The 22,474-nt window shown below is 68.0% G+C and carries 24 protein-coding genes; 4 read left to right on the top strand and 20 right to left on the bottom strand.

Going from position 1 to position 22,474, the window contains the following annotated elements:
- Positions 1-98: 98 nt before the first annotated feature.
- From thmT to QTI68_RS28325, 16 genes are all read right to left on the bottom strand, one after another.
- On the bottom strand, positions 99-290 hold the full coding sequence (thmT, locus tag QTI68_RS28400; RefSeq protein WP_286526486.1) for a 2-hydroxymuconate tautomerase: 192 nt from the start codon (positions 288-290) through the stop codon (positions 99-101).
- Positions 291-302: 12 nt separating this feature from the next.
- The gene (gene dmpH, locus QTI68_RS28395; RefSeq protein WP_286526485.1) at positions 303-1,091 is read right to left on the bottom strand and encodes a 2-oxo-3-hexenedioate decarboxylase; all 789 of its coding nucleotides are present in this window, start codon (positions 1,089-1,091) and stop codon (positions 303-305) included.
- Positions 1,088-2,131: a 4-hydroxy-2-oxovalerate aldolase gene (gene dmpG / locus QTI68_RS28390; RefSeq protein WP_286526484.1), complete on the bottom strand. Its 1,044-nt coding sequence runs from the start codon at positions 2,129-2,131 to the stop codon at positions 1,088-1,090. Before dmpG ends, dmpH begins: the two co-directional genes overlap by 4 nt.
- Positions 2,132-2,139: 8 nt before the next feature.
- Entirely contained in the window at positions 2,140-3,051 is a 912-nt protein-coding gene (locus tag QTI68_RS28385) for an acetaldehyde dehydrogenase (acetylating) (protein ID WP_286526483.1), read from the bottom strand.
- A 13-nt stretch (positions 3,052-3,064) separates the two neighbouring features.
- Positions 3,065-3,847 (bottom strand): 2-oxopent-4-enoate hydratase, encoded by a 783-nt coding sequence (dmpE, locus tag QTI68_RS28380; protein ID WP_286526482.1) that lies wholly within the window; start codon positions 3,845-3,847, stop codon positions 3,065-3,067.
- 28 nt (positions 3,848-3,875) lie between these two features.
- Positions 3,876-4,700, bottom strand: a complete 825-nt coding sequence (locus tag QTI68_RS28375) for an alpha/beta fold hydrolase (RefSeq protein ID WP_286526479.1) — start codon at positions 4,698-4,700, stop codon at positions 3,876-3,878.
- A gap of 13 nt (positions 4,701-4,713) precedes the next feature.
- The gene (locus QTI68_RS28370; protein ID WP_286526478.1) at positions 4,714-6,168 is read right to left on the bottom strand and encodes a 2-hydroxymuconic semialdehyde dehydrogenase; all 1,455 of its coding nucleotides are present in this window, start codon (positions 6,166-6,168) and stop codon (positions 4,714-4,716) included.
- 10 nt (positions 6,169-6,178) lie between these two features.
- Complete coding sequence (locus QTI68_RS28365; protein WP_286526476.1) at positions 6,179-7,111, bottom strand: catechol 2,3-dioxygenase; 933 nt, start codon at positions 7,109-7,111, stop codon at positions 6,179-6,181.
- A gap of 26 nt (positions 7,112-7,137) precedes the next feature.
- Entirely contained in the window at positions 7,138-7,482 is a 345-nt protein-coding gene (locus tag QTI68_RS28360) for a 2Fe-2S iron-sulfur cluster binding domain-containing protein (RefSeq protein WP_286373634.1), read from the bottom strand.
- A 1-nt stretch (position 7,483) separates the two neighbouring features.
- On the bottom strand, positions 7,484-8,542 hold the full coding sequence (locus QTI68_RS28355) for an NADH:ubiquinone reductase (Na(+)-transporting) subunit F (RefSeq protein ID WP_286526475.1): 1,059 nt from the start codon (positions 8,540-8,542) through the stop codon (positions 7,484-7,486).
- A 19-nt stretch (positions 8,543-8,561) separates the two neighbouring features.
- Positions 8,562-8,924, bottom strand: a complete 363-nt coding sequence (locus QTI68_RS28350; protein WP_286373636.1) for a phenol hydroxylase subunit P4 — start codon at positions 8,922-8,924, stop codon at positions 8,562-8,564.
- Positions 8,925-8,954: 30 nt separating this feature from the next.
- Entirely contained in the window at positions 8,955-10,550 is a 1,596-nt protein-coding gene (locus tag QTI68_RS28345) for an aromatic/alkene/methane monooxygenase hydroxylase/oxygenase subunit alpha (RefSeq protein ID WP_286526474.1), read from the bottom strand.
- 35 nt (positions 10,551-10,585) lie between these two features.
- A complete protein-coding gene (locus tag QTI68_RS28340) occupies positions 10,586-10,882 on the bottom strand; it encodes an MmoB/DmpM family protein (RefSeq protein WP_286373638.1) in 297 nt (98 codons plus the stop codon).
- 23 nt (positions 10,883-10,905) lie between these two features.
- Positions 10,906-11,901, bottom strand: a complete 996-nt coding sequence (locus QTI68_RS28335) for an aromatic/alkene monooxygenase hydroxylase subunit beta (RefSeq protein ID WP_286526473.1) — start codon at positions 11,899-11,901, stop codon at positions 10,906-10,908.
- 28 nt (positions 11,902-11,929) lie between these two features.
- Positions 11,930-12,211, bottom strand: coding sequence for a phenol hydroxylase subunit (locus QTI68_RS28330; protein ID WP_286526472.1), 282 nt, complete (start codon positions 12,209-12,211; stop codon positions 11,930-11,932).
- 218 nt (positions 12,212-12,429) lie between these two features.
- Positions 12,430-14,025 (bottom strand): winged helix-turn-helix domain-containing tetratricopeptide repeat protein, encoded by a 1,596-nt coding sequence (locus tag QTI68_RS28325; protein ID WP_353506449.1) that lies wholly within the window; start codon positions 14,023-14,025, stop codon positions 12,430-12,432.
- A gap of 216 nt (positions 14,026-14,241) precedes the next feature.
- Here QTI68_RS28325 and QTI68_RS28320 point away from each other — a divergent pair, with 216 nt between their 5' ends.
- The gene (locus tag QTI68_RS28320) at positions 14,242-15,012 is read left to right on the top strand and encodes an SDR family oxidoreductase (RefSeq protein ID WP_286526470.1); all 771 of its coding nucleotides are present in this window, start codon (positions 14,242-14,244) and stop codon (positions 15,010-15,012) included.
- Positions 15,009-15,407, top strand: coding sequence for a cupin domain-containing protein (locus QTI68_RS28315; RefSeq protein WP_286526469.1), 399 nt, complete (start codon positions 15,009-15,011; stop codon positions 15,405-15,407). The genes QTI68_RS28320 and QTI68_RS28315 overlap by 4 nt, the downstream gene beginning before the upstream one ends.
- 46 nt (positions 15,408-15,453) lie before the next feature.
- On the opposite strand, the gene QTI68_RS28310 is transcribed toward QTI68_RS28315, so the two are convergent.
- The 4 genes from QTI68_RS28310 to QTI68_RS28295 form a co-directional block, all read right to left on the bottom strand.
- Positions 15,454-17,106: a sigma-54-dependent Fis family transcriptional regulator gene (locus QTI68_RS28310; protein ID WP_286526468.1), complete on the bottom strand. Its 1,653-nt coding sequence runs from the start codon at positions 17,104-17,106 to the stop codon at positions 15,454-15,456.
- Between the two features lie 81 nt (positions 17,107-17,187).
- Positions 17,188-18,819: a long-chain fatty acid--CoA ligase gene (locus QTI68_RS28305; protein WP_286526467.1), complete on the bottom strand. Its 1,632-nt coding sequence runs from the start codon at positions 18,817-18,819 to the stop codon at positions 17,188-17,190.
- Positions 18,820-18,892: 73 nt separating this feature from the next.
- A complete protein-coding gene (locus tag QTI68_RS28300) occupies positions 18,893-19,747 on the bottom strand; it encodes an alpha/beta hydrolase (RefSeq protein ID WP_286526465.1) in 855 nt (284 codons plus the stop codon).
- A gap of 5 nt (positions 19,748-19,752) precedes the next feature.
- Entirely contained in the window at positions 19,753-20,460 is a 708-nt protein-coding gene (locus tag QTI68_RS28295; RefSeq protein ID WP_286526463.1) for a TetR/AcrR family transcriptional regulator, read from the bottom strand.
- Positions 20,461-20,628: 168 nt separating this feature from the next.
- Between QTI68_RS28295 and QTI68_RS28290 the strand changes: the two genes are divergently transcribed.
- Entirely contained in the window at positions 20,629-21,495 is an 867-nt protein-coding gene (locus QTI68_RS28290) for a fumarylacetoacetate hydrolase family protein (protein ID WP_286526462.1), read from the top strand.
- Between the two features lie 3 nt (positions 21,496-21,498).
- Positions 21,499-22,299, top strand: coding sequence for an alpha/beta fold hydrolase (locus QTI68_RS28285; RefSeq protein ID WP_286526461.1), 801 nt, complete (start codon positions 21,499-21,501; stop codon positions 22,297-22,299).
- Positions 22,300-22,474: the final 175 nt, after the last annotated feature.

The raw sequence follows: 22,474 nt of genomic DNA, 5'->3' as shown, positions 1-22,474 counted from the left end.
TCGGAATTCTGGCCGAGATCGACACCCAGCCGCAGCGCGAGACCCGCCTCATCCGGGAAAAGAGAAATTTCTGGCGCAGGGAGGGCAACGGCCTATTTCTAGCGCCCGAGATCCTTCGCGCTGACCCCCGCGATGCCCCAGTTCTCCTTCGGCACGTCGTGCAGCCAGACCCGCACGTTCTCTTTCGGCGCGCCGACCGCCTCGACGATCGCGTGCGTGACCTTTTCGATCAGCGCCCGCTTCTGCTCCTCGCTCCGGCCTTCGATGAGATAGATCTGTGCAAATGGCATGGCTGTGTCCTTTCAGGCGAAGCGCAGGCCGACGCTGCCCATGCCCTGCACCCTGAGCGTGATCGAGTCGCCGGCCTTCACTGCCACCGCCTCGGTGATGCCGCCCGACAGGATCAAGGTGCCGGCCGGGATCTCTTCGCCGCGTGCGCCGAGGTGATTCGCCAGCATCGCGATCGCCGCCGCCGGGTGTCCCAGCACCGCGGCGCCGGCGCCGAAGGCCACCGGTTCGCCGTTCTTCTCCAGCACGATGCCGACCGTGCGCATGTCGACCTCGGCCACCGGCAGGGGCCGCCCGCCGACCGCGAAACGCGCGGCGGAGGTGTTGTCGGCGACCACGCTCTTCAGGTCGAACTTGAAGTCGCGGTAGCGGCTGTCGATGACCTCGATGCCGGGCAGCACGAAGTCGGTCGCCGCGAGCACCGCTCCGATGTGGCAGCCCGGCCCCCTGAGCGGCGCGCGGGTGACGAAGGCGATCTCGGGCTCGACCTTTGGGTGGATCAGCTCGGACATGCGGCATTCGCCGCCTTCGGGCACCGCGTAGCTGTCGGCCATGAAGCCGAACACCGGCGTGGTCACGCCCATCTGTTTCATCTTCGCGTGCGAGGTCAGACCGGCCTTGAGCCCGATGATGCGATGGCCGCGGGCGATCTTGCGCCGCCGGATCTCGTTCTGGATCGCATAGGCGTCGTCCCAGTCCATCTCGGGATACTCGTCGGTGATCTTCGGCGTGTCTTTGGCGCCGAGTTCGCAGCCTTCCAGATGCTCGGCCAGCGCGGCGATGGTGTCGAGGTCGAGTTTCATGCGGCCACCTCCTGCGTGGCGCTGCGCGCCCGCGCGAGCGTCATCGCCGTGTCCTCGATCATGTCTTCCTGGCCGCCGACCATGCCGCGGCGCCCGAGCTCGACCAGGATCTCGCGCGCCGGCACGCCGTACTTGGCCTCGGCGCGCTTGGCGAACAGCAGGAAGGACGAGTACACGCCCGCGTAGCCCAGGGTCAGCGAGTCGCGGTCGACCCGGATGACGTGGTCCATGATCGGAACCACGCGGTCTTCCGCGACGTCCTGGATGCGGAACACGTCGACGCCGGTCTCGATGCCCATGCGGTCGCAGACGGCGACGAAGATCTCCATCGGCGTGTTGCCCGCGCCGGCGCCGAGCCCCGCGGCCGCGGCGTCGATGCGGTTGGCGCCGGCCTCGACCGCGGCAATGGAATTGGCCACGCCCATCGCCAGGTTGTGGTGGCCGTGGAAGCCGAGTTCGGTCGAAGGCTTCAAGGCCGCGCGCACCGCGGCGATGCGCGCCTTCACGTCCTCGGGAAGCATGTGGCCGGCGGAGTCGGTCACGTAGATGCAGTTGGCGCCATAGCTTTCCATCAGCTGTGCCTGGCTCGCCAGCGTCGCGGGGCTGGCCATGTGGGCCATCATGAGGAAGCCCACGGTGTCCAGCTCGAGCTTGCGTGCCATCGCGATGTGCTGCTCGGAGACGTCGGCCTCGGTGCAATGGGTGGCGACACGCACCGTGTGCACGCCGATCCCGTGCGCCATGCGCAGGTGGTCGACGGTGCCGATGCCCGGAATCAGCAGGGCCGAGACCTTCGCGTTCTTCATCAGCGGGATCACCGCGCCGAGGTAGTCCTCGTCGCTGTGCGCCGGAAAGCCGTAGTTGACCGAGCTGCCACCCAGCCCGTCGCCGTGCGTCACCTCGATCAGCGGCACGCCCGCTTCGTCGAGGCCGGTGGCGATGTGACGCATCTGGTCGAGCGTCATCAGGTGGCGCTTGGGGTGCATGCCGTCGCGCAGCGTCATGTCGTGGACGGTGATCGTTCTGCCCTTGAGAGTCATGGTGCCTCCTATGCCGCAACGGCTTCGTGTTGAAGTTGGCCGGCCAGCATCGCCTCGGCGAACAGTTCCGCCGTGCGTGCCGCGGCGGCGGTCATGATGTCGAGGTTGCCCGCGTACTTCGGCAGATAGTCGCCCAGCCCTTCGACTTCGAGGTAGATCGACACGCGCCTGCCGTCGAACACCGGGCCGTTCACCAGCTTGTAGCCCGGCACGTACTTCTGAACCTCGGCGATCATCCGGTGCACCGAAGCCGTGATGGCGGCCTGGTCCGGCGCGTCCTCGGTCAGGCAGTGCACGGTGTCGCGCATGATCAGCGGCGGCTCGGCGGGGTTGACGATGATGATCGCCTTGCCCCTGGCGGCGCCGCCGACCTGCTCCACCGCGCCGGCCGTGGTGCGCGTGAATTCGTCGATGTTCCTGCGCGTGCCGGGGCCGACCGAGCGGCTGGCCACGGTGGCGACGATCTCGCCGTAGGCCACGGCCTGCACCTGCGACACGGCCGCCACCATCGGGATCGTGGCCTGGCCGCCGCAAGTGACCATGTTGACGTTCATCGGCGCGTCGCGCAGCTGGTCCTTCAGGTTGACCGAAGGCACGCAGAACGGCCCGATCGCCGCCGGCGTGAGGTCGATCATCCGCACGCCGAGCGCGTTGAGCTTGCGCGAGTTCTCGGCATGCACGTAGGCGCTGGTGGCGTCGAAGGCGATCCGGATCTCGTCGGCCTCCACGTGCGGCAGCAGGCCGTCGACGCCTTCGGCGGTGGTCTTGAGCCCCATCGCGCGGGCCCGCTGCAGCCCGTCGGACGCGGGGTCGATGCCGACCATCCAGACGGGTTCGAGCAGCGGGCTGCGCTGCAGCTTGGCCAGCAGGTCGGTCCCGATGTTGCCGGGCCCGATCAGGGCGCACTTGATCTTCTTCATGGGTGGGTGTCCTTCAATGAAAGCGGACCGAGCAGCCGCCCAGGCCGCCGATCGAAACGCGGAAGTTATCGCCGGCCGCGGCCGGGAACATCGCGGCCAGTGCACCGGACAGGACGACCTCGCCGGCCTTCAGTCCGATGCCGAGCTGGCCCAGCGTGTTGGCGAGCCAGGCGACGGCATTGACCGGCGAGCCGAGGGCGGCGGCGCCGGCGCCGGTGGCGATGATCTCGCCGTTCTTCTCGAGCACCATGCCGCAGATGCCGAGGTCGATCCGGCGCGGATCGACCGCGCTGTCGCCGAGCACGAAGACGCCGCAGGAGGCGTTGTCGGCCACGGTGTCGGCAATCTTGATCTTCCAGTCGCGGATGCGCGAATCGACGATCTCGAAGCAGGGCATGACGCATTCGGTGGCGGCCAGCACGTCGGCGTTGCCGATGCCCGGCCCCATCAGGTCGCGCTTCAGGATGAAGGCGATCTCGCCCTCGGCCTTGGGCTGGATCAGGGTCCGCGTGTCGATGGACTCGCCTTCGCCGACGATCATGCCGTCGAGCAGGTAGCCGAAGTCGGGCTGGAAGACGCCGAGCATGTTCATCACGGCGCGCGAGGTGACGCCGATCTTCTTGCCGACGATGCGCTCGCCGGCATCGAGCCGGCGCGCGATCATGCGCTGCTGCACGTGGTAGGCGTCCTCGATCGTGATGCCGTCGTGTCGGCTGGTGAGCGACTCCACGACCTGGCGGTCGCGCAGCGCGGTGTAGAGCTCGTCGCCGAGCTGGTGGATGAGCGGGGTGTCCATGGTGGGCATCTCGTGTCGTTGGGGTGAATCAATCGGCCTCGGCGAGGAAATCGCCGACCAGCCGCGCAAAGCGGGCGCCGTGCTCGATCTGCGTCCAGTGGCCGCAGCGGCCGAACACGTGCAGCTGGCTGTTCGGAATCCAGTCGGCCAGGGTCAGCGAGGTGGCGAGCGGAATCACCTGGTCCTCGCGGCCGTGGATCACCAGCGTCTCGTGCGGCAAGGCGCGGATGGCTGCCTCCGGGCTCGCCATGGCGTCGACCCAGCGCTGGCGCGGCGCCGGGAACATCGCGCCGAAGGATTCCTGGAAGCCGGGCCGGATGCTGGCCTCGTAGCGCAGCTGCGCCAGCTCGTCGCTGACCAGCGAGCGGTCGTGCGCGAACACGTCCAGGATGCGGCGCATGTTCTCGAGCGAGGGCGTGTAGCCCCACACGGCATCGAGCCCCGGCGTGATCGCGAAGGGCACGCCGACGCTGCCCATCAGCACCAGCCGGCGAACCCGGTGCGGCGCACGGATCGCGAGCGCCAGCGACAGCGCACCGCCGAACGAGTTGCCCACCACGTCGGCACGCTCCACGTCCAGCGCATCGAGCAGGTCGATCGCCTGCTGCACCCAGGTGTCCATCGTGTAGGCGATGCCCGGCGGGCGATCGGTGTAGCCGAAGCCCGCCATGTCGGGCGCGATGATCCGCCGCGTCTGCGCCAGCACCGGCATCGCCAGGCGCCAGTTGGCCCAGGCGCTGACCCCTGGGCCCGAGCCGTGGATGAAGAGCGCCGGCGCGCCCTGCCCCAGGTCGTGCAGGTTGGTGTCGAAGGCACCGGTGCGCACCCGCAGGCCGATCTCCGGATGGCTCATGGCCGTTCGCTCCTCACAGCTTGATGCAGACATTGCGCAACTCGGTGTAGAACTCGAGCGAATGGACGCCGCCTTCACGGCCGATCCCCGAGGCCTTGGCGCCGCCGAAGGCGGTCCGCAGGTCGCGCAGGAACCAGCTGTTGATCCAGCAGATGCCGACCTCGACCTGCTTCGCCACGCGATGCGCACGGCCGAGGCTTTCGGTCCACACCGTGGTGGCGAGGCCGTAGTCGGTGGCGTTGGCCAGCGCGATGGCTTCTTCCTCGGTGTCGAAGGGCGCGATGTGGCAGCACGGGCCGAAGATCTCCTCGCGGATGACCGCGGCGCTCTCGGGCAGGCCGGTCCAGATGGTCGGCTGCACCCAGTGGCCTTCGGCCAATGCGCCCGTCATCTGCGGGACGCCGCCGCCGGTGACCACGGTAGCGCCCTCGTCCCGGGCCTTCTGGTAGTACGAGAGCACCTTCTGCTGGTGCTCGCGCGAGATCAGCGGGCCGAGGTTCACGCCGGCTTCTTCGGAGGGCCCGGGCTTCAGCGCCTCGGCCCTGGCCTTCAAGGCGGCGACGAAGCGCTCGAAGATCGGCCGCTGCACATAGACGCGCTCGGTGCCCAGGCAGACCTGGCCGCAGTTCTCGAAGGCCGACCGCGCGATGCCGGCCACCGCCTTGTCGAAGTCGGCGTCGGCGAACACCAGCCCCGCGTTCTTGCCGCCGAGTTCGAAGGACACCGGCCGCACGCCCTTCGCCGCCGCGGCCATGATCGCCTCGCCGGTGCGGGTCTCGCCGGTGAAGGTGATGCCATCGACACCCGGATGCGTGGTCAGGAACTCGCCGGCCGACTGCGGCCCGAAGCCGTGCACCACGTTGTAGACGCCGGGCGGGATGCCGACCGCGTTCATCACCTCGCCGAGCAAGGTGGCGGTGGCCGGCGTCTCTTCCGAGGGCTTGACGACCACCGTGTTGCCGCAGGCCAGCGCCGGCCCGACCTTCCAGGTCATGAGCAGCAGCGGCAGGTTCCACGGGCAGACCACGCCGATCACGCCCAGCGGCGAGCGGATCGCGTAGTTGAGCGCCTGGCCGCCGTCGGGCGTGGCGGTCTCGAAGGTCTCGGTCGGCACGTTCTTCACGATGTCCGCGAACACCTTGAAGTTGGCGGCGCCGCGCGGGATGTCGATGTGCGAGGCCAGCGAATGCGGCTTGCCGGTGTCGGCCATCTCGGCCTGCAGGAAGTCGTCGAAGCGGCGGTTGATCTCGTCGGCCACCGCATGCAGCAACTCGACCCTGCGGCCCACGCTCATGCGGCCCCACTCGCCCTGGAGCGCCGCCCGGGCCGCACGCACCGCCGCATCGACCTCGGCCGCACCGGCCTCGTGGATTCGGCCGAGCAGCCGGTTGTCCGCCGGCGCGCGGTTGTCGAAGGTCTTCGAGGTGGCGACGAATTCGCCGCCGATGAAGTTGAGGAAATGCTTCACGTCCGGCCCCTCAGGTCACCACCGACAGGAAGTTCTCGTTGAGCTTGCGGTCGTGATAGAAGATCGCGCGCCCGAGTTCGTCGTCGGTCCAGGTCAGCGGCGGCTTGTCCGGATAGAACACGTAGCCGCCCGAGAAGACCTCGTTGCGGTTGCCGCTCGGGTCGAAGAAATAGATCGTCTCGCCGCGCGTGATGCCGTGCCGCGTCGGCCCGATGTCCAGCGAGACGCGCTTCTTGGTGATGATGTCGGCCGCCTTCAGCACCTCGCCCCAGTTGTCCAGCAGGAAGGACGCGTGGTGGAACTTGTTCTTCTCCGGGTGGCGGATGAAGGCGATGTCGTGCGGCTTGGTCGAGCAGGTCAGGAAGGCGGCGATCGCCATCCGCTCCGGCCCGGCCACCACGCTCTCGGCCAGGTTGAAGCCCAGCACCTCGGTGAAGAGCTTCATCGTGCCGTCGAGGTCGTCGCCGTACAGCAGGCAGTGATCGAAGCGCGAGGGCGCCATGCCCTTGAGATCGTCGGGGGAGATCTCGGGGTTCTCGTAGGGCATGCCGTTGCCGACCTTCTCCTTCTCGGCGAAGAGCTCGATCGCATGGCCGGTGGGCACCGTGAAGCGGAAGCGCCTGCCGGTCCGCAGGTGCTCGCCGGCGGCGATCCATTGCATGTCGGTCGCCAGGCCGCTGGCCTCGAGGTCGGCCGCCAGCTTCTCGAGCGTGGCGGGCGAGTCGACCCGGAAGCCCATGAAGTCCATGCCGGCCGTGTCGGCCTCGCGCAGCACCACGCTGTGGTGGTCGTGCTCGTCCCAGGCCTTGAAGTAGATGCGGCCTTGCGCATCGCGCGCGGTCTCGATCAGGCCGAGAACGTCGCGGTAGTGCTTGATGGCCGCTTCCAGGTCGAGCACGCGCAATTGAACGTGGCCCGGTCGCAGTACGCCAGTGAGTGCCATGGTGAGTCTCCTTCGGTGGTTGAAGTTCAGGTGGGGGAACGGGTAGCGTCGGCGAGATGCCGCTCGATGCAGCGCGCCATCCGGGCGACCGCCAGCAGCTGCAGGTCGCTCTGCGGATAGGCGCGGCAGGCCAGCACGTAGCCTTCGGCCTCCTCGTCGGCGCTGATGTGGCTGCGGCTCATGCGCTCGCAGCGGGTTCGGCCGGCTTCGATGCGCACCTTGCAGATGCCGCAGCCGCCGCCGCGGCAGCCGACCGGTATGCCCTTGCGGCCGAGCTGCTCCATGCCGCCGAGCAGGGTCTGGTCGCCGCGGCAGGCATAGCGTTCGCTGGTGTTGCCGATGGCGATCGAGAAGCACGGTGTCGCGGTCATCTCAAAGCGCCTTGAAGAGCGGGCTACGCGGCGCGGCGGTGGCGGCATCGGCGGCGGTGAAGAACTTCTCGGTGTAGATGTCGCGCTCGAACAGCCGGCCCTGCATCAAGGTCGCGATGCAGGCCTCGGTCATCGGCGGCGGTCCGCACAGATAAGCCTTGTGGCCGCGGAAATCGTTCGCGAAGTGCGCCTTCAGCGCCTCGTGGGCGTAGCCGCGTGCGCCGCTCCAATCGGCTTCCGGTGCCAGGTCGGACAGCACCGGCACGTAGCTGAAGTTCGGATGGCGTTCCGCGAGCGCCTCGAAGACTTCGCTGAAGTACAGCTCTTCGTGGTTGCGCGCGCCCTGGATCAGGGTGATCGGGAGCTCGCAGCCTTCGTTCAGGAGGTCGAGCACCATGGCTTTCGGGCTCGACAGGCCCGACCCGCCGGCCACGAAGATCATCGGCAGCCGCGCCGACTTGCGCACGAAGAAGCGGCCGTTCGGCGCCGTGAACCGCAGCGTCTGCCCGACCTGCAGCGCGTCGTGCAGCCAGCCCGTGGCGCGGCCCTGGGGCACGCGGCGGATGTGCAGCTCGATCAGGTCCTCATGCGGTGCATTGGCGATCGAGAAGGCCCGCTCGCCCTCGACGCCGGGCACGTGCAGCATCAGGTACTGGCCGGCCTGGAACGCGGCGGGCCTGGCCGTCCGCAGCCAGAGCCCGCGGATGGTCGGCGTCAGCATGCGGGCCTCGACCAGCTCGGCGTCGAAGTCCTCGAGCGGCAGGAACTGCGCGTCGGGGTCTTCGTCGATCTCGGCCTCGATCACGAGGTCGGCCTGCGCCGTGGCGCAGCAGGCGAGGATCTTTCCCTCGTCGCGCTCGAAATCCATCAGCGCGAAGTTGGAGGCCTCGCCGTGCTCGCATTCGCCTTCGAGCACCTGCACCTTGCAGGTGCCGCAGACGCCGTGGCCGCAGGCGTGCGGCAGCCAGACGCCGGCGCGCAGGCAGGCGTCCAACACCGTCTGGCCGTCGCGGGCGGCGACGCCTTGTCCCAGCGGCTCGATCATGATCTGGAAGCTCATGGCGTTTGTCCTCGCGGCTTCAGCTGTGCGATCCCTTGATGCCCTTGAGACCGGGCACCCGGAAGCGGATCACGGACTTGTGGACCAGCCCGTTGTCGGCCAGCGATTTCGCCGGGTCGGGCACGAAGGGCTTGCCCGAGTCGAGCCACTGGGCTTGCCCCCAGTCGATCTTCTCGAAGTCGGGATGGCTGCCGTAGACGCCGGGCAGCACCTCGCTCAGGAGCGCGCCGAAGGGCATGGCCGCGGGCAGCGGCAGGCACACGGGCGAGCAGAACAGCAGGTGGTCGTCCCAACCGATGTAGAGAAGGCGGTTGCCGTGGAAGCGGTCTTCGCTGTCCGCGACGGTGCCGGTGTAGCCGGGGGCGAGTGCAACAACAGACATGGGTTTCTCCTGTGTCGGGTTCGGTGAGCTTCAGGCGACCTTCGGCTGCGCAGGCTGGGCCGGTGGTGCCGACAGGTCCTGGCCGGTCCAGCGCTCCCAGTTCGCCTTGTCCGGCGAGCTGTTGAACTCGCCGTTGTCCGCGCCTGCGGCGATGTGGTAGTAGTCCAGCACCGCGGCCAGCGGGTTGAAGCCCGGCACCGTCGGGTCGGTGCCCTCGGGGAAGCAGTTGCCCTGGTAGATCTGGTGCACCGGCAGCCAGGCCTGCACGTACTTCTCGGGCTCGTCGTCGAAGATGTCCTTGCAGCCGTCGGAGCAGAAGTGATGCTTCATGCCGTGGTAGCTGCTCTCGCGGTAGCAGATCTTTGTCGGATCGTCAGGCTCGGTGAAGGCCATCGGGATCTGGCAGGTCTGGCACAGCATCGGCAGCGTGTTGTTGAACCAGCGCTTGCCCTGCTGCTCCTGCTCGGCGAGCCATTCGAAGCGCGGGCGGTACATCCGGTCGAAGGTCTCGGGGTACTTCTCCGACAGCCAGTCCATCTCGTCGGGACGGGGCACCCAGACATTGAAGTTGGCCGCGTGGCCGTAGTTGTTGAAGATGGCCCAGGCCTCGTGCGAGATCCGGCTCTTCTCCTTCGACGCCACCTCGTGGTACTTGGGCATGCGGATGCCGTAGCGCGCCAGATCCTGGAACAGCGCACCGCCGTTCTTCTCGAAGTACATCTCCCAGGCTTCGGACCAGCTCATCACGCGCTTGGGCAGCATGTAGTCCATCATCATCGCGACCAGGGTCAGCAGGCGGTAGCCGCGCCAGAACCACTTGTCGACCCACTTCTGAACGATGGGCACGTTGTCCGGGTCCTGCTCCAGGATGAACTTCACCACCTCGAGGCCCAGCGTCATGTGGCGCGACTCGTCGCTCTGGGCCGAGAAGCCGAAGGTCACGGTCGCCATGTCGCCGTTGTAGGCGGCGCCGCTCATGAAGGGCATGAACAGCAGGTTGGTCAGCACGTATTCGAACGAGAACGAGATCGCGGTGACGAACTCGAAGGGCCCGGCGCTCATCGCGTCCTCGAAGTAGCTCTTGGGCACCGAGAGGTACCAGACCCGGTCGTGCATGTGCTGCGGATCGTGCAGCCCGTTGAAGTACTTGTTGAAGTGGCTGATGGTGTGGAACTGCGTCTGCGCATGGCGCAGCTCGTCGATCGACTGCATCTGGCAAGCCACGCGGGCGCCGACGCCGCGCATGGATCGCCCGGCCATCGCATAGCCGCGGTGGGCCGCGTATTCGAGCGGCGAGACGCCGGTCAGGAACAGCTTCAGCGTGTTCAGGTAGCGCGGGTCGCTGATGTTGAACTGGCCGTTGTTCTGCTGGAAGGCGTCGATGATCGCGTAGAGCTTCTTTTCCTTCTCGCCCTGGAACTTCCAGTAGGCGTCCATCGTGAGGCGGAACGGGTCTTCCCACTGGTCCCAGTCGTGGATCTTGATGCCCTCGAACTTGTCGAAGGGAAAGACATCGTCCATCGACTGGTAGGTGGTGTCCCAGCCGAGGCCGCGGGTCATCATCGCGTAGCGTTCCTTCAGGCCGAGCCGGGCGGCGGGGCGCTTGGTGTTGTCTGCGTGGGTCATGGCGTCTTGTCCTTGAATGCGGTGATGCGGTGCGCTCAGGCGCCCCAATGGAGGATGAATTCGTCGTCGGTCTCTTCGATGCTTCCGGACAGCGAGATCAGGCTCAGGTGGATCTCCTGCAGGTCCCAGCGGCGGCCGACGCGCTCCTCGACTGAGGCTTGGCGGATCACCAGCCGGCCCGGTGCATCGACCTTCACCATCGCCGGGTAGTCGATGGCGGTGGCGCCGGGGTTGTCGGCGAGGATGGCTTCGACGATGGCGCGTGCGGTCTCGCTGGTCTGCAGCGCGATGAAGACCGGCGGGCGGGCGATGTCTGCGGTGGCGGTGGTCATTCGGGTCTCCTGGGTTGTTGTCATCAAGCGGCGATGCCGAGGCGCGCGGCGCGGGCGTCGAGTTCGGCGGCGACGGCCTGCAGCGCTTCGGCGCCGCCGGCGCCCAGCGCCAAGGCCGACAGCGGTCCGAGCGCATCGACGACCTGCTCGCGCCAGGTCCGATACCAGGCTGCGAGCCGCGCCTTGTTGGCCGGCGATTCGTCGGCCGCGGTCTTGACCGTGGCGTCGACCCAGCGCAGGTTCTCGTCGAACCAGTCGTTCTGGAACTCGGTCAGCATCGCCAGCGCATTGCCGGTGGCGGCACTGCGCTCGTTCACGTAGCGCCTGTAGACCAGCGGATACAGCAGGCCGTCGAACACCAGGTTCTGCGCCACGAAGACCTCGAACCAGTCGCGCGTGACGAACAGGTTTTCCATCAGGCGCCGGACGCCCTGCCAGGCCGGGTGCGCGAGCCAGGCTTCCTTGCCGGCGTCCAGCGCGGCGCCCGAATTGCCGTCCAGCTGCAGGCCGACGCGCGACAGGTACTGCGCGATGCCCAGCCGGTCCATGGCGGCGAAGATGAAGGGCTGCGTCACCGCAGTGCCGTAGCCGTAGCCACAGCAGTAGCTGTGGTTCATGTTGGCACCCCATTCGTAGTGCCGCAGCGGCACCAGCACCTGCTGCAGCGACTCGCGGGTGCCGGCGTCGGCCTGGGCCAGCAGCCGGCGCTTGTCCGCGAATTCGAACTGCCGGTCGGCGCCTTCCTGCTGCCGGGCGCGGGTCATCGTGTAGACGCCGTAGTAGTAGTGGCGTGGGTCCTTGAAGCTGTACCAGTCGGCCATCGCGATCGCGGTGCGGCGCTTGTCGTAGAGCTCGTACTCGGGCTGCCACAGCGGCCGGTAGTGGAAGTTGGCGGTCGGCTGCATGTCCAGCGTGGCTTCCTGGTAGCGCGAGGCCGGCTTGTCGCCGAGCCGCCGGGCGACGTGCGAGAAGGTCTGGCGGATCGGCCGGATGTCGGTGGTCTTGATGTCGACTTGCACGGGGTGTCTCCTCGGGTGGGTTCAGGGTCTAGTGATCGATGCCGGGCGCGCCGTAGCGCCACTTCATGCGCTCGAAGTCGAGCCGGGCGCCCTCCTCGGTCGTCAGGTGGCGCACCTGGTGGCGCTCGCAGAATTCGCGGAACTGATCGAACTGCATGACCAGCTCGACCGCCAGTTCGGGGTCGCCGATGGCGAACTCGAACTCGACGAAGCGCGCCTCCCGGGTGCCCGTGACGCGCACGAAGCACGGCTGTCCGGTCATCGCGCTGGCACTGCCGCTGTGCCGGTCCGGCGGGATCGAAAGGGTCACTTGTTCAATCCATCAAATCCGGGTCGGCAACAGCGCCGCCCCGGCCAATAAGGGCAACGCGCGTGCCAGCGCGGCTAAGTGATTGATTTGTATGGACCCGGACGATGACCGGGCCGGGTGGTCCGGGTTGTCCCGGATGATGGGGTGATCATTTGCTGCGGTGCAGCGTGATCAAATGGTGAAAATTGAAGTTGCGACCCCGCGCGCTTTGGCCGTAGTCACTCGGGCAATCCGGCCAGACGCAGCCCATCCGCGAACTGCGCCAGGTCTTCCGGGCGATGGATCGGAAGCCAGTCCTTGAGATTGGAGACGCGCAGTGACGGATCGAGCGTGCGGAGGTGCCGCATCGCCTGCTGTGCCTTGTCCATTCGTCCGGCCAGCGCATGACTCGCCGCCATCAAGCTGACCGCGGCCAGGAAGCTGGGCAGATTCCCGACGGCCTTTTCGGCCCAGGCCGAAGCGGCATCGATGCGCCCTGCGAAGAAATGTGCCAACGCCATTCCTGCCTGCATCCGGAACATCTCCGGATCCAGTGGGCTCAAGCGAACGGCACGCGCCAGATGTTCAATCGCTGCGTCTGTTTCACCGCGGAGAGCGCGCAGGAACCCGCCCAGGAACCATGCGGGGGCGAGGTTCGGGTTGAGCAGCACGGCCCTGTCGAGCAGCGCGATACCGCCATCGAGGTCGCCGGCGAGATGCCCGAGTGCATGGCCTCCTCTCGTCAGCGCCACGGCATCGTCCCGGCCTAGTTCCACCGCCCGCCGCGCCAAGCGGATGCCCTCGGCGATCTCCCGGGGCCGATCGGTCATCCAGCCATTGACCTTGCGCCAGAAATGACACCATGCCGCCATGCCGTAGGCCGATGCGAAATCCGGATCAAGCTCGGTGGCCTTGTAGAACAAGGGAAGCGCCGCCTCGATGGATTCGCGCGTTCCGCTGTGCAGCTTCGCGGTGCCACGCAGGTAATAGTCGTAGGCGTCCAGGCTTGCCGTCGGCTTGCGCTTGGCGCGCTCGATCTCCGCCCGCTCGAGTTGCGGCGCGATCGCGCCCACAACGGCTTCCGCCATCTGGTCATGCAGTTCGAAGATGTCGTCCAGCACGCCTTCGAAGTGCTCCGCCCAGAGATGCGTCCCGGTCGTGGCATCAATGAGCTGCCCGGTGATGCGCACCTTGATGCCGGTCTTGCGCACGCTGCCTTCCAGCACGTAGCGCACGCCAAGCTCGCGGCCGACCTCCCTGACGTCCACCGCCCGGCCCTTGTAGGTGAAGCTCGAATTGCGCGCGATGACGAACAGCCAGCGCATGCGCGACAGGGCGGCGATGATGTCCTCCACCACGCCGTCGGCGAAATACTCCTGCTCGGGATCGCCGCTCAGGTTGTGGAAGGGCAACACGGTCACGGAGGGTTTGTCCGGAAGGACGAGCGCGGACGGCCGTTCCCTTGATTCGCTGGAGGTGTTTTCGCCGCCCCCTGAAGCGCCGGGCAGTCCTGCGCCCCCGATCTCGCCGACCTTGACCTCGCTGACGAAGCGGAACCCCTTGCGGGCGACCGTCCGGACCAGGCGCTGCTCCTCGCCGGTGTCGCCAATGGCCTTGCGAACCGCATTGATGTGACTGGTGATCGTCGACTCCGAGACGATTCGGCCGCTCCATACCGCCGTGAGCAGGTCGTCCCTGCTGACGACGTGGTCGTGGTTCCTGACGAGATGCAGCAAGAGATCGAAGACCTGCGGCCGGACAGGCACGACTTTCGCGCGATGCGAAAGCTCCCGGCGTTCCGGGTCGAGCAAGTAGTCTCCAAACATGTACCGCACAGTGGCATCCCCTGGCAGAACGGCCTCGGCCCCCTGGCGAGTCAACTGGAGAATTCATCCGTCCGTGGATGGTACGGCAGCGCGTGGGGAAAGCATCGAGCAAGCAGGATTTCCTGAAGGGAAATTCAAGGTGACGGCAAGGACTTCCGCGCAGCGCACAGGCAATCTCCACACATCGACGGCAAAGGTTGCGGTCGAAACAAGCGGAGAGAAGCCATGAAGATTGTCGTCATCGGAGGCACCGGCCTCATCGGAGCAAAAGTGGTGAAGAACCTTGGCGGACGCGGCCACGACGTGCTTGCAGCCTCCCCCAAAACAGGCGTGAACACCATCACCCGCGAGGGTCTGGCCAAAGCGCTCGACGGCGCCGATGTCGTCGTCGATGTGGCGAATGCGCCGGTATGGGAAGACCAGGCCGTCCTCGAATTCTTCGAGACGTCGGGCCGCAACCTGCTGGCCGCCGAAACCGCCGCCGGCGTGCGCCACCATGTGGCCCTGTCGATCGTCGGTAGCGAACGGCTTCCCGACTGCGGCTATTTCCGGGCGAAGGTCGCGCAGGAAAGCCTCATCAAGGCGTCCGCCATCCCCTACACCATCCTGCGTGCGACGCAGTTCTTCGAGTTCGTCGGCGGCATTGCCCAAGCGGGCATGGTCGGCGAGGAGATCCGCCTGTCCCCGGCGCTGATCCAGCCGATCGCGTCGACAGACGTGGCAGCGGCGCTGGCCGAGGTCGCAGTCGCTGCGCCGGTCAACGGCACGGTCGAAGTCGCCGGTCCGGAGGCGATGCCGCTGGACGAACTGGTCAGGCGCTTCCTGCGGCTGACGCAGGATACGCGCAAGGTCGTGCCGGACGTCCACGCGCGCTACTACGGCGGCCTGCTCTCCGATCGGTCGCTCACGCCGGGGGACAATCCGCGCATCGGCGCGATCCGGTTCGAGGACTGGCTGGCTGCCAACGCTGCAGCGACCTCAGCGGGGGCGGCATGAAGTCTCTTGCCATCGCCTGCGCGCTGATGCTGGGCGTGCTGTGCACCCCATGCTCGCACGCGGCACCTCATGCGGAGGTCAAAGAAGTGATGCTCAAGGACCTGCCCGACTTCCCCGGCAAGGAAGGCCTGGTCCTGGAAGTGCTCTATCCGCCTGGCAGCACGGACGAGGTCCATCGCCACGACGCGCATGCATTCGTCTACGTGCTGGAGGGCTCGATCGTCATGCAGCTCAGGGGAAGCCAGCCCGTGACGCTGCATGCGGGGCAAAGCTTCTACGAGGGGCCCAACGACGTGCACATCGTCGGCCGCAATGCCAGCACGACCAAGCCGGCGAAGTTTGTGGTGTTCCTCGTGAAGAACAAGGGCGCTCCCATCTTGACGCCCGTGCATTGAACCCGGTCAGCCGCTTGGTTGCCGTTGGCATCCGGCTTTCGCCAGCTCAGGACGCCGGCAGTCCTTCCTTCTTCAACCGGTAGGCCAGCTGCGGCCGCGTGATGCCCAGCAGCCGCGCGGCCTGCGACAGGTTTCCCTTGGCCCGCTGCATGGCCATCTGCATCAGCCGCTGCTCGAACGATGCGATGTCGATGCTTTCCTCGAGGACCCGTTCGCACAGCGCGTCCAGCGAGCCGGCTTCGGATTGCGTGATCTGGCCGCCGGCACCGAGTTGGCCCTCGACCGGCGCCCCCGAGGGCGAGCTCCACAGGCAGGCGGCCTCGATGTCGCCATGGTCGGGCGCCAGCAGCACCGCGCGCTCGATCACGTTCTCGAGTTCGCGGATGTTGCCCGGCCACGCGTGCTTCATGACCTCGCGCATCGCCTTGTCGGTCAGGCCACGCAGCTTCTTGCCGTACAGCGTGCTGTACTTCTCGACGAAGCGCCCGACCAGCGCCGGGATGTCGGCCGTGCGCTCGCGCAGCGGCGGGATGGTGATCGGGAAGGTGTTGAGGCGGTAGAACAGATCGCTTCGGAACTTGCCGGCCTGCATCGCCCGCGGCAGGTCGACGTTGGTCGCCGCGACGATGCGGACATCGACCCGCGTCGCCTGGTCGGCGCCGAGGCGCTCGATCTCGCCGGTCTGCAGCACGCGCAGCAGCTTCACCTGGGTCGCCAGCGGCAGGTCGCCCGCCTCGTCGAGGAACAGGGTGCCGCCGTGGGCGCGCTCGAAGCGGCCCGCGCGCGCATGGTGAGCGCCGGTGTAGGCGCCCTTCTCGACCCCGAACAGCTCGGCCTCGATCAGCTCCGCCGGGATCGCGGCGCAGTTGACCGCGATGAAGGGCTGCTTGGCGCGCGGTCCGTTGTCATGCAGCCAGCGCGCGAACAGCTCCTTGCCGACCCCGGTCTCGCCGAGCAAAAGCACGGTGATGGCGCTCCGGGCGGCGGTCCGCAGCAGGTCGAAGGCCGCGCGAAAGCCCGGCGAGACGCCGACCAGCTTCTGGTCGTACTCGCGGCGCGGCTGCAGGGCGCGCAGGTGTTCGAGCCCGAGGTTGAATTCGATCAGCCGCTCGGCGACGTGGTGCTGCCGGAAGTAGTCCAGGTAGCGCTCGTCCTGCCACTCCTCGGCGACATGGCCGACGATGCGGCAGCGGCTGTCGCCCATGCTGGTGCACTCGACCTCCTTGAAGACCACCAGCCGGCCCATGAAGGCGCTGGTGTAGCCCGACGCATAGCCGATCTGCGACCAGCATTGCGGATCGTCGCCGTAGCCGAAGTCGGCCACGTGGGCCTCGCACTCCCAGGAGTTCTCCCAGATGAACTCGCCGAAGAACTGCTTGTTCTCGAGGTCCATCTCGAGCTTGATCATCTCGACGCTGACGATGCCCTCGATCGAGTGCAGGCGCGGGCCGAGCATGAAGGCGTCTTCGGTGCGCAGGCCAGCGCGCCGCTCCTTGACCGCCAGCTCGCCGTCGCGCTGGCCGGACGCGAAGCCCATGCGCACCAGCAGGCCGCGCGCGCGCTCGACGCCCAGCGAATCCAGCAACTCCTTGCGAAGCTCGGCAAAGGCACGCGCATGCAGCAGCAGCATGCGCTGCTCGTCCAGCCAGATGTGGCCGGAGCCCGCGTTGAAGCGCAGGAGAGAAAGAAGTTCTCCCACGTTGTCTCCTTGTATGAAAACCGGTTGCCGATGCGACGCGATGCTATCAGCAGCATCGGCCGGCAGGCGGCCTCGGGAGACTCAGTCGGGCGACTGCGAGACCCGGTCGCGGTACATCTCGCGCAGCCGCGTCTTGAGGAACTTGCCGGTCCCGGTCTTGGGGATCGCGTCGACCCATTCGAAGTCGTCAGGCAGCTGGAAACGCGCCAGCTTCGGGCGCAGGAATTCGCGCAGCGCCGGTGCATCGACCTCGGCGCCCGGGCGCCGCACCGCCACCACCAGCGGCCGCTCGCCCCACTTGGGATGCGCGATCGCGACCACCGAGGCCTCGGCCACCGCGGGATGGCCCATGACCAGGTTCTCGAGCTCGACCGAGCTGATCCATTCGCCGCCCGACTTGATCATGTCCTTGCTGCGGTCGACCAGGTGCATGTAGCCCTCGGGGTCGATGGTGCCGATGTCGCCGGTGCGCAGCCAGCCGTCGGCGGTGAACTTGCCCGGGTCGTTCGGCGTCGCGTGGTAGCCGCCCGTGACCCACGGCCCGCGAACCTGCACTTCGCCCGACGCCTTGCCGTCCCAGGGCTGCAGGCCCGCGGCCTCGTCGACGATGCGCATCTCGACCAGCGGCGTGGCGATGCCCTGCATGGCGCGCAGTGCATGCCGCGCTTCGTCGGGCAGCGCGAGATGCTTGGGCTTGATGACCGGCACGCTGCCGAGCGGCGAGGTCTCGGTCATGCCCCAGCCCTGGACGATGTGCATGTCGTGCGAAGCGAAGTTGGCGATCATCGACTGCGGCACCGCGGCGCCGCCGACCAGCATCCGCATGCCCTTCACGAGCCGGCGCTCGCGGGTCGGATTCTGCATGGCCTGCCAGATCATCATCCAGATGGTCGGCACGCCGAGCGCCATCGTGACCTGGCCTTCTTCCATCAGGTCGAGCAGGTCTTCGCCGCCGAGATGAGGGCCGGGCAGGACCTGGCCGGCGCCGACCATCATGGCCGAGAACGGCACGGCCCAGGCATTGGCGTGGAACATGGGCGTGACCATCATCACCTGGTCGCGCGCCGACAGCGCGAACAGGTCGGGGATGCAGCCGGTGATAGCGTGCAGCACCATCGAGCGGTGCGAGTACACGACGCCCTTCGGCCGGCCCGTGGTGCCCGAGGTGTAGCACATGCCGACCGCCTCGTTCTCGTCCTGCTCGGGGTAGCGGTAGTCGGTGGCGTCGCCGTCGATGAAGTCTTCGTAGCTCTGCAGGCCCGCCGGCAAGGCGGCACCGCTGAACGGCACGACGATCACGCGCGGCTGCTGCCTGAGCAGCGGCGACACGCGCTCCCAGACCGGCAGCAGCACGTCGTCGACGATCAGCACGCGGTCGCCGGCATCGTCCATGATGTAGGCGATGTCCTCGGGCGACAGCCGCAGGTTCAGGGTGTGCAGCACCGCGCCCGCGGCCGGGATGCCGAAGTAGCTCTCGAGGTGCCAGGCGTGGTTCCAGCTCATGGTGGCGACCGGGTCGCCGCGGGCGATGCCGGCCTTGTCGCGCAGGGCCTGGGCCAGCTGCCGGGCGCGGCGCCGGATCTCGCGGTAGCTGCGGCTGTAGGTCGACTTGTCGGGCAGCCGGCCCAGCACGTTCTGGTCGCCGAAATAGGTGCCGGCGCGGTCGAGGATCTGGTTGGTGCTGAGCTGCACCGGCATCATGGTGGACTTCATCGTCTGTCTCCGTCGAGGGGCGCGAACGAACCTGGGCCGGGCCGGATGATAGGGCTGGGCAGGCCCGGCGCGTTCAAGGGATTCCGAGCAGTTCCAGCGCAAGCGCGTGGGTGCGCGAATGCGGGTCGGCGATTTCGTGCAGCACGTCCATGTGGTTGCGCCCCGCCACCGTTTCGGCGGCGACGACCACCGGCCCCCAGGCGCTTGCGATCAGCGCGGACTGGCGCCGGAACTCCTCGCTCTCGTCGCCGCCGACCACGGTCGCCAGCCTGCCGCGGGCGGGCGCGGGCCACAGTGCCGGGCTGAGGCGCCGTGTCGACGCCGCGCTGAGTCCGATGTCGGCGGCCAGGAAGGGCGCATGCCGCAGCGGCTCCAGTTCATAGAGACCCGAGATGGCCAGCGCCGACTTGACCAGATCCGCGGGAAGGTCCGCCGCCACCGCCTGCCAGTCGCAGGCCAGCAGCATCGCCGCCAGGTGCCCGCCCGCCGAATGGCCGGCCACCACGATGCGCTCGCGGTCGCCGCCGTAGTCGGCCGCGTGCCGCCAGACCCAGGCCAGCGCCTGGGTCAGCTGCAGCGCGATGTGCTCGATGCCGACGGCCGGACACAGCGCGTAGTTGAGCTGCGCGACCATCGCGCCTGCGTCGACGAAAGGCGGCGCCACGAAAGCCTGGTCGCGCTTGTCGAGGGCGCGCCAGTAGCCACCGTGGATGTAGACCAGCACCGGCGCTCCCGCGGCGCCGGCGGCCGGGAGGATGTCGAGCCGTTCGCTGTCGTCGTCGCCGTAGGCCATGTCGAGCACCCAGCCCGGTCGGGCCAGCGCACAGGCAGAGGCATCGGCCCAATGCCGGAGGATCGCGGGATGCTCCGGGATGCCGGCCCGGGCGTTGTATTGGGCGTCGAACCACGCAGGCGACGGGCGCGGCATGCTCGTCAACCTCCCTTGGCGGCCAGCACCGTCGCGCGGACGCCATTGGCCTTGGCCGGACGGCGGCGGGCCGGCTTCTGCTCGGCATCGCGCAGCGCGGCGTCGATCAGCGCGTCGGCCATCCACAGGGCGGTGCGCTCCACCTCGCGGTCGCCGAGGCCCCAGATGTCCTTCAGGATCACGTAGGGCTCGATGCCGTAGACCACCGACAGCGCATGGTGCAGCCGGTTGCGCACGGCCGGGCTCATCAACGGCGCCAGCGGCTCGATCGCATGCTCGAGGATGCGCACGCGATGGCCGCGGCGGTAGGGCTCCTCCTCCAGCAGGCCGGCCCGCTCCAGCCCCCACTGTTCCAGCGAAAGCTGGGCGGCGGCGCGCAATTGGGCCTCGAACTCCTTGAAGCGCGGGAAGGTTTGCAGGAACAGCTCGTGCACGCGGTCGCGGCCGTTCGGGTTGGCCGATGCCAGCTTGCGCACCGGCCCGAGCGAGCTGTCGATCACCGCGGTGACCAGTGCGCTGCGGCTGGGGAAATAGCGGTAGGCCGTGGCCCGCGACACCTTCGAGCGGGCCGCGGCCTCGGCCACCGAGGGGATGTGGCCGCTCTCCTGGATGATCGTCATGGCGGTGTCGAGCAGCAGCCGGAAAGTGGCCGCCTTGACCCCGCGCTCGGGGGGGAGCGGGGGTTCGCTCAGCTTGTGTTTCAGTCTCGCCATCGGGTTTGTACGGGGCTTTGGAGGGCCTGGAATCTATTGTGAACAGCGGATGCCGGATCGTATGATGCAGCGATCCCGATTTGAGACGCAAGTCTCAAACATGACTTCCGAGACTTCGAGGCCGCGGCGCACGCCGTTGGACCCCGGGGCGATATGGAGACAAAGTCGATGCGCCTGGCAAGCTGGAATTGGGGTGGACGCGACCACGTGGGAACGATCTCGCCCGACGGGCGGGAGGCCACGCCCCTGGGCGTGCGCGACCCTTCGCTCGGGGTCTTGCCGCTGATCCAGGCGCTGGCAGCCGGCGAGCCGCTGCCGCAGCCGTCGGGCACGCGGCTGCCGGTCGAGGTCATCACGCTTCGCGCTCCGCTGCCGCGCCCCTTGCGCAGCCTGTTCTGCGTCGGCCGCAACTACCGCGCCCATGCGGCCGAGCTGGCCGGCTCCGTGTTCCGCGCCGCGATGCCCGAGACCGACCCCTGGCCGATCGTCTTCGGCAAGCTCGGCGAATGCGTGGTCGGGCCGCACGACGCGGTCCGCCTGCCCTCCCCGGCCGCCTCGATCCAGATCGACTACGAATCCGAACTCGCGGTGGTCATCGGCCGTGGCGGGCGCGACATCCTGGCAGCCCATGCGATGGACCACGTGTTCGGCTACACGGTCGTCAACGACGTCACGGCGCGCGACGTCCAGATGCGCCACCAGCAGTGGGACCTCGGCAAGAGCTTCGACACCTTCTGCCCGATGGGCCCCTGGATCGTGACCGCCGACGAACTCGACGGCCGCGCCACCCGCGTGCGCGGCTGGGTCAACGGCGCGCTGCGGCAGGACGGCCAGACGCGCGACATGATCTTCGACATCCCGACCCTGATCGAGACCTGCTCGCGCGGCATCACGCTGTACCCGGGCGACGTCATCGCCACCGGCACGCCCTCGGGCGTGGGCATGGGCCTGAAGCCGCCGCAATGGCTGCGCCCGGGCGACGTGGTGCGCATCGAGATCGATGGCGTCGGCGTCATCGAGAACCGGTTCGAGTAGGCCATGGGCTTCCAGCTGATCGACCGCATCGCGGTGGAAGAAGAAGGCGAGGGCCCGGCCGTGGTCTGCGTGCATGGGCTCGGGGGCAGCTCCAACACCTACACGCCCCTGATGCCGGCGATGGCGCGGCACCGGGTGATCCGGGTCGACCTGCCGGGCAGCGGCCGCTCGCAACGCGCCGAGGGCGCGCTGTCGATCGAGCGCTTTGTCGCGTCCCTGCTCGACGTCTGCGATCGCCTCAAGGTGGCGCGAGCCCACTGGGTCGGCCATTCGATGGGCACCATCGTCTGCCAGCACATCGCTGCCCTGCATCCGAAGCGGGTCGCGAGCGTGGCGCTGTTCGGACCGCTGATCGCGCCGCCGGACGCTGCGCGCAACGCGATGACCGCACGGGCCGCCAAGGCGCGCGAGGGCGCGGCGGGCATGCAAGAGATCACGCAGGCGCTGCTGCAGGGCGCCATCTCCGCCGACACCCGCCAGCGGCTTCCGGTGGCGGTCGCCTACGTGCGCGAGAGCCTGATGCGCCAGGAAGGCGAGGCCTATGCGCGCAGCTGCGAGGCGCTGGCCGGCGCCCAGGCCGCCGCGGTCGAGCAGATTGAGGCGCCGGTGCTGCTGGTGACCGGCGACGAAGACGGCGTGGCGCCGCCGCAAGCCGTGCGCGCAATGGCCGAACGGCTGCACCGTGCCGCCAGCAAGCGGGTCGTGGTGCTGCCGCGCTGCGGCCACTGGACCCCGATCGAACGGCCCGAGGAATGCCAGCGCGAGCTGCGCGACTTCCTCGCGGCGCAGGGGAGGAGCATCTAGGATGACACCGAGCTTTTGCGGGTCGGGGCGGGCTCACGCCGACGGTGTGCTCTGCTCCGCTCATGTCCCCCGGCCTTCGGCCTCCTCCTTGACTTCGCTGCGCAGAGCACACCATCGGCGTGAGCCGTCACGGCCGTCGTTCATCAGCTTGAACGACCTCCTGTTACCCGTGCCG

The organism is Variovorax sp. J31P207, assembly GCF_030316965.1.
Classification (GTDB): Bacteria; Pseudomonadota; Gammaproteobacteria; order Burkholderiales; family Burkholderiaceae_C; genus Variovorax; species Variovorax ginsengisoli_B.
Note: the sequence above shows the minus strand (reverse complement) of the source record. Positions and strands in the feature narration are given on the sequence as shown.